The 11,887-nt window shown below is 51.5% G+C and carries 8 protein-coding genes; all 8 read left to right on the forward strand.

All coding sequences use genetic code 11. From position 1 onward, the window contains the following. Positions 1–97 precede the first annotated feature (97 nt). The 8 genes from ACJ7IV_RS07200 (at position 98) to ACJ7IV_RS07235 (ending at position 11,808) form a co-directional block, all read left to right on the forward strand. A complete protein-coding gene (locus ACJ7IV_RS07200; protein WP_483866395.1) occupies positions 98–871 on the forward strand; it encodes a hypothetical protein in 774 nt (257 codons plus the stop codon). A gap of 86 nt (positions 872–957) precedes the next feature. After that, complete coding sequence (locus tag ACJ7IV_RS07205; protein WP_483866396.1) at positions 958–1,476, forward strand: hypothetical protein; 519 nt, start codon at positions 958–960, stop codon at positions 1,474–1,476. 320 nt (positions 1,477–1,796) lie between these two features. Beyond that, a complete protein-coding gene (locus tag ACJ7IV_RS07210) occupies positions 1,797–2,603 on the forward strand; it encodes a hypothetical protein (RefSeq protein ID WP_483866397.1) in 807 nt (268 codons plus the stop codon). Between the two features lie 96 nt (positions 2,604–2,699). Then, positions 2,700–4,463 (forward strand): ATP-binding protein, encoded by a 1,764-nt coding sequence (locus ACJ7IV_RS07215; RefSeq protein WP_483866398.1) that lies wholly within the window; start codon positions 2,700–2,702, stop codon positions 4,461–4,463. Positions 4,464–4,543: 80 nt separating this feature from the next. Next, positions 4,544–4,750, forward strand: coding sequence for a KTSC domain-containing protein (locus tag ACJ7IV_RS07220; RefSeq protein WP_483866399.1), 207 nt, complete (start codon positions 4,544–4,546; stop codon positions 4,748–4,750). A 189-nt stretch (positions 4,751–4,939) separates the two neighbouring features. Continuing rightward, on the forward strand, positions 4,940–5,686 hold the full coding sequence (locus ACJ7IV_RS07225; RefSeq protein WP_483866400.1) for an SDR family oxidoreductase: 747 nt from the start codon (positions 4,940–4,942) through the stop codon (positions 5,684–5,686). Between the two features lie 264 nt (positions 5,687–5,950). Continuing rightward, positions 5,951–10,372, forward strand: coding sequence for an ATP-binding protein (locus ACJ7IV_RS07230; protein ID WP_483866401.1), 4,422 nt, complete (start codon positions 5,951–5,953; stop codon positions 10,370–10,372). Next, positions 10,372–11,808, forward strand: a complete 1,437-nt coding sequence (locus tag ACJ7IV_RS07235) for a hypothetical protein (RefSeq protein WP_483866402.1) — start codon at positions 10,372–10,374, stop codon at positions 11,806–11,808. Before ACJ7IV_RS07230 ends, ACJ7IV_RS07235 begins: the two co-directional genes overlap by 1 nt. Positions 11,809–11,887: the final 79 nt, after the last annotated feature.

Here is an 11,887-nt window from a genome sequence, read left to right on the forward strand (position 1 = left end):
ATAGGTCGGCGGTGAAATACGGGAGAACATGTCAGTACGTTAAAGAATAATAAAGGTGCCAATATAATACTTGTCAGGCGAGAGCTGGAGAATTCCTATGGGGTACACGGAAGAGCAGATTGGTAAATTTGAGGCAGAGTACACACGAGTACGCCAGGGTCTGGAAGAGTTAATGTTTCAAACCGTATTGTCCGCTCAAGAAATAGACCATACAGGTGTGAAAGAGCATCTCTTGTATGGTGTAGCACGAAGATTGAATATCTTAAAAAGATGTCTAGAAAATATATTTAATGAATTTCCCCTTGCTGCCAAAAAGCCACTCCGAAGAGATGTGGTTTATGATGTTCAGATAAATCTTCATGCTTATGTGATGAACCTCTATGGTATTTTTGATAATTGGGCCTGGTCATTTGTTTATCGGCATGACCTGTTAGGGGATGTTGGCGGAAAACATGGAGTGGGACTGTTTCGCGAGAGCTTGACCAAGCATCTTCCTGAACCACTTCGTGACTTTCTAGCTTCAGATAAAATTACAGACTGGCATGAGAAATACTTAAAGTCCTTTCGCGACGCATTGGCTCACAGAATCCCGCTATATATCCCCCCGGCGGAATTCACTAAAGAAGAAGGTGAGCGCTACAATGAGATTGAAAATAAAAAGATGGAGCTAATAAAGGCCATGGAATGGAAGAAGCTTGATGAGCTCTATGAAGAACAAGAAAACATAGGGAGGCCATCTTTTGTGTTTCTTCACTCATTTGAGGGAGAGCCGTCTAAGCCAGTTTTGTTCCACCCGCAGTTGTTGTGCGATGGATTGGCAATCGTTGAATTTGGCTCGCTATACATGAAACACTGGAAAGAGTTCGCCTAATAAAGTGCTCTTTAGGACGCAACTACGCTGAGCTTCGTTTGCACTGAGAAGCTTGGTGGTTATTCCTCATAAATTAAGGTTTTTTTATGCGTAATATTACAATGCTCCTCATCATCGTTTTCAGTTTGATTGGCTGTGCAAACCCATCTCTCGTTCGTGTCAAAGACGCCGAAATACAGAACCTCACGATCACAAAGGTTTTTGTTCCTCGATTCGAGGGAAATCCTAATTTTGTTGAAGAGAGCACGGATTTTTTTATTGCATATCTTGAGCCTCGCATATCCGCCTCCGTCGTTCAGGGCTCCGTGCTTCGCAGCGAGTCGACGGACATTATGGCCGGCGGCAACCTTGCCCCAACAGAACTAGCTTTAGCAAAAGCGAGAGAGATTGGTGCTCAAGTACTGGTTATGGGAAAAGTTACAAGTCACCACACGGCGGGCATGCTCAACGGATTCTCTACAGTTCGGGTTATAAATGTCGAAAATGGTGAAGTTCTGGCTTCCTTCCACCGGCCGAGCGGCAAGCTTATTGCGAACAGCGAGCACCAAACTGTCATGGCGGCGGTTTCACGTACTGCAGAGGACGTTGCGGACGCTTTGAAGTAGATCTCGCCCGGCGACACCGAGAAATAAAAAGAACGTTTAAGTTTAACCTGCTACGCTACAGCTACGTCGTAGCAGAAAGAGATTGCCACGTGGTTGTCTACACTACGTATGTCGGCTTAACTCAACCGATTACATCAGGGGCTTCTGAAAGACTGCTTTTGGCCGAATGGAGAATGTTAGTCTATTCTCATGGATAGAGCCTCGGCAGCACACGACCCAAAGCGGACCTGTCAGCAAAGGCGGCATGCGCGTTCATCCGATATCAGGCCGCACGACGAATAAAAGCTGAGCGGTTAGTCATCAACTAGGAGTGAATCTTAGTGCAGAGTTCTAAAGAAGTTTTGGAGCTTCTTACGAAAGCCAAGGACATGCAGCTGAATATAGCCATATTTGCTGTATCTATAGCTATTTTGTTTTGTTCGTACAAAGGCTTAGTCACAATTGACCCTGTTTCTGAAACGGTTCTCAGTGGTTTGACCTTTATTACTTCCGTCCGCTTGGCCTATGGGGTTATAGGGCTCATATATTCCTATTTTCAGAAGCGGCAGGAAGAAAAAGAAAAGTTGGCTAAGGCAGCGGAAGATGCCAAAAACGCCGAGTCTCAAAGTTTAAGAAATCGAGAAAGCATTCGCAGTGCATTTGAAACACTAGACATATTTCAGCTTTACATAATCCAGGAATTAAAAAGGCAGAACCATATTCAGGTTAAAAAAGGGGCTCCTTTGTTCACTCTTAAAGGCTTCAAGATTATTTATACCCCAGCAGTTGGAGAGCGGTATGAGTCTGCGTCTTTAACCGCAGTTGCAAAGGACATTTTAGAAAACGAGCTCTGGCGAAGATTTGATGAACTTAAATTTAACGCGCTAGTTAGATTTTTTGAAGGTATTCAGCCAGAAGATGCAAGGCATTTCCAAGATTTTCTCACTAAAGACTCAATACGCACAATGAGATATAATCGGTCCCCGGGCGGCAGCCAATACTATGACAATGAACGAGTATTCTCGAATTATTCAAACAGCATAATTTTTGCACAGCCTCAAAGAAGCTACACCTATATCATTGATCCTGTAGCTAAAGAAGCTATTGAAACGGTGTTTAAAGATAAGATGGAAGAGGAAAATGGCTAACAAGGCGCTGCTGTCAGACAAATCTTACTCTGGGCTTCAAATTTTCCACAGAGCGCGACGTTATACGTATTTATGCTTCATCTAATGGAATGATTTATGAAAAAAATAGCATTTCAAGTTGATACAAGACTAGCCAAGCTGCTCTCGGAAAATTATCGATCTACTGAGAGAGCTCTTAAGGAGTTAGTAGATAATGCTTGGGATGCTGACGCCCCATCAGTTAATATTTTACTTCCAGAGCCGATGACTGACAGACCTATTATTGTGCATGACAGCGGCTCTGGAATGACCGAGCAGGAATTGCTTAGAGAATATTTGTTTATTGCAAGTGATCGTAGAAAAAGACGGGGTGAGCTTACGTCGGTAAAGAAGCGAAAAGTTAAAGGAAAAAAAGGTATAGGTAAATTCGCAGGGTTAATGATAGCAAACTCGATGCAGTTAGAGACGTGGGCCAGAGGAAAAAAATGTGAATTTTCAATATCAACAAAAGATTTTGAAAACGCAACTGATATTGAAGATCTGCCCATCAGCCTTATCGTGGAAGACTGCGATCAAGAAGCTCAGGGAACCAAGATTACGTTATCAGATCTCATTCACGGGCTGGCCTTTCCTAATCCAGAAAAAATGCGGCAACTATTACTTCAAGAATATGGCCGAGAAGAAGGCTTTAATTTAAAGGTTAATGGTAAGGACTTAGGTATTGATGATTTGCAGGGAAATTACACTGAACATAATACAGAACTTCCATCTGCTGGAAGCGTGAAGCTAGAGTTCGCGGTGTCAAACCAAAAAGGGAAGTTAAAGCAGCCAGGAATATCTATAAGAGTTGCCGGTAAGATTGTAGGTAGCCCCGACTTCTTTGGATTGGATAAGGAAGATGATTTCCCTCCAAAGCTATTGGAGAAAATATATGGCGAGGTAGAGGTCGACGGCCTCTTTGACCATGTGACTGCTGATTGGGGAGCATTGGTAGAGAATAGCGAACTGTACCAAGAGGTTGCAGACTATGTTCGCCCGATAGTCAAAGAAAAAGTCAAACAAGAATATGGTCGTGAAATGAATCTTGCACAAGCAAGATTAAAGAGAAGAATTAATGAACGGCTCGCAGAACTGCCAGAGTATAAAAGACAATACGCAGACAAAGCGATAAAATCAATTTTGGGGAGGTACTATGGAGAGCCTGAGTCAAAAGTAGAACCTATAGTCGGGGTTTTGTTAGATGCGCTTGAACGAACGGATTATCGTGCGGTGTTAGATTACATACATGATGCTAAGCACTCGGATATAGCCAAGCTAGCTGAAGCATTGACTGAGTTTGGCTTGGCAGAGCTTGCAATTGTAGCTGAGCAAGCTAAAAGCAGGCTGGAGTTCCTTGACCGGTTTGAAGAGCTTTGCAAAAAAGACGATACAGAGGAAAGTGTGGTTCACACCGCACTTGAAAAGTGTTTATGGGTTTTTGGCGTTAAGTATTCTGTTTTTAGCAGCAATAAAACACTAAAGCGGCAGGTGGAGGAATATTTAGATAAAAAATATTCTGGAAAAAGAGCTAATAAGCGACCAGATCTCCTTCTAAGCGCTAATTTTGCAAATGAATACCTATTGATTGAGTTTAAGCGGCCAGGCCATAGCTTAAGGTACAAAGACTACCAGCAGGCTACTGCGTATCGAAATGATTTCGTACCTTATACAAATGCCGAAATGAGAGTTCTGTTAGTAGGCGGAAAAAGAGGTCAAGATCTTCCCCCTCACTATAACAAAGAGCCTAACTCTGAAGTTCTTGTCTTCGACGAGATTATTTCAAGCGCAAGAAGCCAGCTAAATTGGCTTTTAGTAGAGCTTGGTGGCGAAGTACATGCATAGAAAACGTATAACAATCGCAAGCACTCGGAAAATACCACGCTGCACTTTGTTGCGGGCGTTAGAAATCGTAAGGATATATCATGATTGAGTGGGTTGCGGTAGCATCTAGTGCTATTAAAGCAGTCGGATATGATAATAGTAAACACAGGATGTTTATCGATTTTCAAGATAGCCAGCCTGTGTATACCTTTTGCGGAGTATCGGAAAGAGTGTTTCGAGAATTTGTGAGATCTGGCTCCGTTGGTCGTTACTACCAACAACATATTAAGGGCCGGTACCAGTGCTAATTTGGTGTTGGATTTATAACAAGCGCAGGCAGGAGGCGCTTATAACGGCGCGCCCATGCTGCGGGCGTTACATCAATATTCCCTAACATCCGCTTCTGGCCGACAGCTGACGCTCGCAAGTGATCAGTTTTTCAAAAATGACCTTAATTACTCCAAAATAAATTATTAACTGTTAACTGGAGGTTGTATATGGAAAAAGTGGTGATTGTTACCGGGGGTGGGCGCGGTATCGGCGCTGCAACTGCGCTTTTATGTGCAAACCAGGGGTATGCTGTATGCGTCAACTATAAGAACAATAAGGAGGCAGCCGATGCGGTTGTTGAACGTATCAGAGCAGAAGGTGGGCATGCCATCGCTGTTGCGGCGGATGTTTCGTTAGAGTCTGGTGTCAGAGAACTATTCGAAACTGTAGATGATAAGCTTGGCAAGATATCGGCGCTGGTCAATAATGCGGGTATTCTTGAAAGGCAGATAAGAGTCGAGGATATTGATGTGGAGCGGCTTCAGCGGATTTTGTCGGCAAACGTGGTCGGCCCTTTCCTGTGCGCAAGAGAGGCGGTGAGACGCATGTCTAAAAATCGTGGAGGTCAGGGCGGCGCGATCGTTAATGTTTCGTCTGCCGCTTCAAGACTTGGCTCGGCTGGAGAGTATGTCGACTACGCTGCATCAAAGGGGGCAATTGACACGCTTACGATAGGTCTGTCTCAAGAGGTGGCAGGAGAGGGGATTCGCGTTAATGCTGTTAGACCTGCATTTATATATACTGATATGCATTCTGATGGTGGCGAGCCAGGTCGAGTAGATCGCATAAAAACGTCATTGCCAATGAAGAGAGGTGGATGTCCAGAGGAAGTGGCGAATGCTATCGTTTGGCTGTTGTCTGAGAAAGCTTCATATGCAACAGGCACATTTATTGATTTGGCGGGTGGAAAATAGTTTTTGAACGATAGCGAGCGATCGGAAGGCGAGTCTGGAGATGGTGAAGCGACCGCTTCTGGCCGGTAGCAGATATTCCTCAACCAGCTCTGAACCTATTCAACCCCGCAAATTAAACCGCTCTGCTGGACTTTCCCGGCGAACGCTGTGCCGATACCATTGATGCGCGTGAGCGCTTCGACACCGGCCCATGGCCGACCGAGTTCTTGCGAATGGATGCACTGGACACTTGAATCAAAACTAAGCTCATTACGTCGGGCAACTATGTCTGAGAACATCAAGAAAACTGCAATCACTGCGGCCGGATACATTTATCAAAATCGTCATGGCCTCAAGATTCTTTGCGACTGGCTCGACGCGCCGGCTCGCTATAGCCGGGTGAAATTCGAGTGCGATGACGAAAACGAAGCGCCGCAAGGGCTCGATGATATCGTCATCGAACGAAGCGATGGCCTCGTAGACCTTCAACAGGTCAAGTTCACCCCTAATCCTGATGCACATCTGCTGTCGTGGGAATGGATGCTTGAGAAGTCTGGCAAGACGGCACGTTCTAGATCGATGCTTCGCAAGTGGTTCGACGCCTTTAAAAAGCTCGATCCCGTTCGCGTTGGCGAGCTCTCGCTCACGACAAACCGACGACCAGATGTCGCCATCGAGGCTTGCTTAGATGCTGGAATGATTTCCTTTTCCAAGATCCCCGAGCCCAGGCGTTCTGAGGTCATCGCCGAACTTGGTGGCGAACAAGACTGTGATGAATTCTTCAGCCAACTGCATATTCTCCACAGTTACAAGGGGTTCGACACGCTGGAGCAAGAGATCGATGCACGACTTCGCAAGCACGGCACACCCGAGGGCACTGCCACCCTTAAGAACGTAGCGTTGAACTGGGCGACGCGGAAGAACTTCCCGCCCCCTGACGGTTGGATCACGCTCGAGCAGGTCCGTACTATCCTGCGCTCGACGCCACCTGAACCTTTACCTGAGGACTTCGTGGTCCCTTTGGGCTACGAGGTACCCGATGAGTCGTTCCATCGAGAATTTGTCCAGGACACCGTCGATGCTGTCGAGAGCGCTATTGTCCTCACAGGACCGCCGGGGCGTGGAAAGAGCACATACCTGAGCGCGTTGTGCGACACGCTCGCCGAGAAGGGCATCCCCACGGTCCGACATCACTACTTCCTCTCGACGACGGAGCGGGGGCGCGACCGGGTGAACAGTTACGTGGTCGAGCAATCCATCAAAGCCCAGGTCAAACGGTTCCATCCCGATGTCCAGGCCCCTGCAGGTGACCTACGCTCGCTCCTTGAGGCGTGTGCCTCCCACTACAAGAAACTGACCAAACCATTCGTTCTTGTCCTGGACGGCTTAGATCACGTCTGGCGCATTAACGCTGGGGACAAACGGCCACTGGACGATGTGTTTTCCCAGGTAATCCCATGTCCGGATAACATGTTGCTGCTCGTTGGTACTCAGCTCGTGGACGACGCCCAGTTGCCTACGGACCTGCTTGCCTTAGCGCCCAAGGCCGAGTGGCGCACGCTACCGGCGATGTCTGAGAATGCAGTCCTGTCCTATTTGCGCAAGGCATTTCGGGAAGGCTGGCTTACGACTGGCTTCGAGGATGAGCATGGGGCAGAAAGTCAGCTGCAGGAGGCCGCAGCCGCTCTTCGCGCGAAGACCAATGGCCACCCTCTGCACGTCATCTATGCGGCCGCGGAGCTTGAGCATGCCGGTCGAAGCTTGTCGCAGTGGGATGTTGAGCAATTGAAGGGAGAGTTGGGCAAAGATGCAAAGTTCTACTATGCATCGCTGTGGGCAGGCCTTTCTCCAAGCCTCCAGGACACGCTGCGACTCGTTTGTGCGTTCTCGTTCTTCTGGCCTAGGGCAGCATTCGGAGAGATCGCAGCGAAAGTTGGCGCGGCGGAGCCGGACGTCGCGAAAGTCGAGCATCTGCTTCACTCTTCGGCAGCTGGTCTGAGGGTTTTCCACGAGAGTCTGGCGGTCTTCGTGCGTGCAACAGCAGGCTACGCTGACCGTATCAACGAGCTGATGCCTGCAGTGGCAAGCTGGTTGGAGAACTCTGCGCCCACATCGCTGCGCGTGAACTGGCTCTGGACGGTCCAGGCGAGGCTGGGTGACCCTAAGAACCTCATCACCGGCCTCACCCGCGATTGGATCATGCTCCGCCTTGAAGAGGGATATCCAGAGTCGCTCTTTGATACGCTGCTATCCGATGCACTGGTCGCAGCGCTGGAAACCAACGAGTTCGCTGAGGCTTATCGACTAGAGCATCTCAAGGCACGGATGGTCGGTGGCAGCCAGTTCCAGATGCAGAACGACGACATGGCCAGGCTGATCTCGTTCACGTTGACTCTGACCCCAGAGGAGAGCGTCGTGCGTGAGGCCGTGGCCTCCAGGCATGAGGCGGACATCCTGCGGCTTGCCGCGCTCGGGTTGGCCCTACATGCTCGGGGCGACGAGGTTCTGGCCGAAATGTGCGGTGAAGAGGCACTTCGTCGCTTTAGAGGCTTGAGCCGTTTCTCCAGCAAGTACTCGTCGAACGCCGACTCTGATGAGTTTCAGTTTCTGGTCGACGCATTTGCTCGGCTTGGTACTATCGCTGCGACCTCGACAGCCCTGGCCCGTCTGGTTACCGAAAACGGGCCGGTCGTTTGGCTGCCGCGGGTCCAGATGCTGGTTGAAGAAGGCAATTTGGATGGCTTGATGGCGGCTGTTGCTTCGCTTGCTCCTGGTAAGAGCAAGAGCATCATCAGCGATGCGTGCGTCCGCGCGGCGGCGACCGCCGGAGTGAGCATTGCAGAGCGCGATGACTTCCACGAACTTGACCGAACCCCCTTTGTCGCTGCCGTAGAGGCGGCTTACACGCGGGCCTCTAAGCCGCTGAACAAGCCCATCCCCATTGAGTGGCTCAAGGGCAACTACTACGAACGTAAGGAAGATCTGGCGACACTCGCGCACCACTGGTTTTTCAGCGCCGTTCAGCTGAGCCTGTGCATGGCTGCAGAAGATCAGACCGCGTTTGAGTTCGTGCGGGCCCCCGTCTACGAAGGCAGGAGGAACATCACCGAATTCCTCAACGCACTCTCTGTGGCCGCGGCGCAAGTTGCGCACCACTGGTGGAGGGGGAAGTTCGTGGACTTCCATGAGCTGTTCGAGTTGCTCAAGACGGTGGAGTGCAGGCGTTTCAGGCAAAGCTATGACGCGAGCTCTGCAGCCGAGGACTTCCGGAGCGCGCTGCATCGCATTGCCTGCGACATCCATCTGGGCAGCATCCTGCTGGATCACTTCGTCGATGTGGCCCTGACCGAAGAAACCATGGAGGCAGCCGGGCAGTGCGCTTGGTTTGACAGCGCGTCCTTCCGCGCCCAGTACGCGGCCGGATTACTGACAAGGATGAGCGACGATGCGGCAGCAGCCTTCGTCCAGTCTCAGCGTATCCTGCTTGATGCAGAAATCCGCCATGAAACCAGCGTACATCTTCAGACGCCACTCCAGCTCTGTGCCATTGCGCTAAACCATGGGTTGAGTACCAGCGCTCGCGAGTTGTGCAAGCAGACGTGGGAGCTGACAACCGGCTATGCGCATCGCAAAGACCCTACGCTGAACAATACGGTCGACGCTATCGGCTACCTGGTCGATGTCGCACCGGACGACGCTCGTAGGTTGCTCGATCTTATCGCGTCGCAGGTCCACCACGTTCTGAACTACACCGACGGAAAGGGCACCAGACACGTTCTGGCGGCCGCTGATCGGCTGCTTGCGAGGTTGAGGCCGTCAGCGCTGGTGATCAAGTACGAGGAGCACACGCACGCAGGCGACTGGTCGCAAGCGGAAGACAGTCTGCGGGAATACGTGGGGCAAGCCATCAAGGACGGTTGGCCCCTGGACTCGTTGATGCGAACCGGACTGCATCCTGAGATCCATGACGCGCTGAAGCGACTTACACAGGAAGGCAGCTCAAGCGCTGCAGAGCGGCTTCGCGTCCTTCGAGAGCATGTCGGTTGGGACATCGGCCTGCTGCGACGATCGGAGCATCCCGGCAGCGATAGCGAGAGCAAGCCTTATACGGGAGATGTCACGACCTTTGGGCCGGAACAACTCAGCGACCTGCTCGACAGCCTATCGACCAGCTACAACGAGCAAGCGAGGCTTCTTCGCGCTTGGTATCAGCACTGGGACCAGGCTGGGCAGGGAAAACGACTGCTCACGGCGCTCGACGGATTGCTTCTGTCAGAAGAGGGCCGGCGCAAGGGCGTCTTGGTGCTGTCTGACCTGGCCTTTCAGACGAGACGCAAGCTGAGCGGCGTGAATGCGGCATGGAAGTACCTCGTCCAGGCGCACATCCGTAACGGTGCCTGGGTCGGGTTTGCGGAGAACGGAGAGAAGACCTGCAGCAGGCTCGATTTGATCGTCAAGCACTATCCGCGGCGCTGCGACGAGTTCGTAGCTGCGACAACCTACGGCATGTTCGGCGACCCCGAACCGCCACGTGTGGCGCCCACCGAATTGATGGTCTACTTCTATGCGCGACAAAAGCGAATCGCGGAGGCCATTAAGTTCGCCGAGACGATGGTCAACTGCGTCATTGAAGACACCCGTACCCTGCCCCTAGAGCGGCCGCGCTGGGCGGCGGAGTTGGTCTCCTCTACGGAATCGGAGGCTTGATGGACGAGCTTCGCATCCTCATTGCCCGGCTTGGTTGGCCGTCGACGTCTGCAAGGTGGTGGACCATGCAGGAGCTGGCAGCTCGGCTGGGTGAGCCAGGTTCGAGGGCCGAGACCGCGCTGCTCCAGCTGCTGAGCTCGCGCAAGCTTGAGGCTGAAGTGATCGAGGTCCTGTGCATCTTCTGGATGGCGGCACAAGGGTATGGCTACTCGCCCACACCCAAGCTACCTGAGAGCATCCCGAGGAGATCCATCCTTTCGGACATGCTTCTGAAAAGTCTGGGGCTGCTGGCAGAAAGGGACGGGGAGGGACTAGAGGAGGTGCCCGAGGACTTCGAGATACCCGAGGACTTTGACAGCGTGCAAGGCTCAGATCTGCCCCGAATCTTCCGGACTTCCATGGGCGAGCTCGAGAACCATACTCGGCTGCCGTTCGTCCGGCAAATGGCCTTTGAGTGGACGGCGAACCGAGATTCCTATCCAGACGCTCCGTTCCAAGGAGACCTCTGGCACTTCTTGCGGGCCCTGGGCGATGGTTTTGTCGGGCAGCTCTCCTCGCGGACAGCCCTTCGCGCTATCTCTGCCTACCTTCGCACGCTCGCGGTTGCCGAGGAGTTCTGGGCCATGCCAACGAAACGGGCAGACGAGCGGGCACTTTTAGCATTGCCTATCCACCCGACCTTGGCCTTTCTCAGACCTCGTCGCCCAGCTTGGTTTCCGGGGAAGACTGACTTCGACGGCGATACCGAGGTGATCGAAGCATCCTTGCAAGACTTGGTTGGCCGCGTGCAAGCAGTGGGTCCGGGTGACGAACTGATTGCATTCAGTTCGCCAATCGTGATGTCGATGGAACGTTGTGTGGAAGTTTCCATCGTTCGATGGTCGCAAGCGGCTGACAGCAACATCGCCGATGCCGACTTGGCTGCACATCTGGAAGATTTCTGGACCCACAGACGGATGCTTCCCAGCGCGGCTCCAGAACCACTGAGCACGACGACCCTCTTAGCACTACCCCACCTTGACGGTCTGATGGATGGGAAGTGCAAGGCCTGGCCACTTGCCGCACCGCTCGATTTCGACCGCTTGGGCTATCTTCAGCACGACCTGTATCCGGGGCGGCTCTTCCTTCCAACGCTACCTGGCTCTTACCAGGCCGAACTCACCCCTCGTGACGGGAAGTTGGAGATCAAGGTAGATGAGCAGGTCGTCGCGGACCTTTGTTATTGGAATGCGGGCTGGGGAGCCGCGCGTCCGATGCAGTTCGGTGGGAACTGCGGTACAGCACTCACCTCGCGAGGCACGGGTTACCGTGAAGGGCCAGCCTCGATGAGAGAAAAGGTGCGCTCGTTTTATCTATGGCAGGTGAGAACGCTGCAACGAAATGGTAGCTTTGACGAGTTCAGCGAGACATTAACTACAGGCGCCATGTATGTTTAGCAACACTCCCCTTCGCTGTCATTCGATAAGGTCCGCTTCTGGCCGAATAAGAAGCTTTATTCTATAATAACAAGTAGTT

The sequence above is a fragment of the Halomonas sp. C10-5 genome (assembly GCF_057169305.1).

Bases quoted from the DNA above. Each gene is read 5' to 3' on its own strand.
- ACJ7IV_RS07200 (WP_483866395.1), top strand. From the start codon at position 98: ATGGGGTACACGGAAGAGCAGATTGGTAAATTTGAGGCAGAGTACACA.
- ACJ7IV_RS07205 (WP_483866396.1), top strand. From the start codon at position 958: ATGCGTAATATTACAATGCTCCTCATCATCGTTTTCAGTTTGATTGGC.
- ACJ7IV_RS07215 (WP_483866398.1), top strand. From the start codon at position 2,700: ATGAAAAAAATAGCATTTCAAGTTGATACAAGACTAGCCAAGCTGCTC.
- ACJ7IV_RS07220 (WP_483866399.1), top strand. From the start codon at position 4,544: ATGATTGAGTGGGTTGCGGTAGCATCTAGTGCTATTAAAGCAGTCGGA.
- ACJ7IV_RS07225 (WP_483866400.1), top strand. From the start codon at position 4,940: ATGGAAAAAGTGGTGATTGTTACCGGGGGTGGGCGCGGTATCGGCGCT.
- ACJ7IV_RS07230 (WP_483866401.1), top strand. From the start codon at position 5,951: ATGTCTGAGAACATCAAGAAAACTGCAATCACTGCGGCCGGATACATT.
- ACJ7IV_RS07235 (WP_483866402.1), top strand. From the start codon at position 10,372: ATGGACGAGCTTCGCATCCTCATTGCCCGGCTTGGTTGGCCGTCGACG.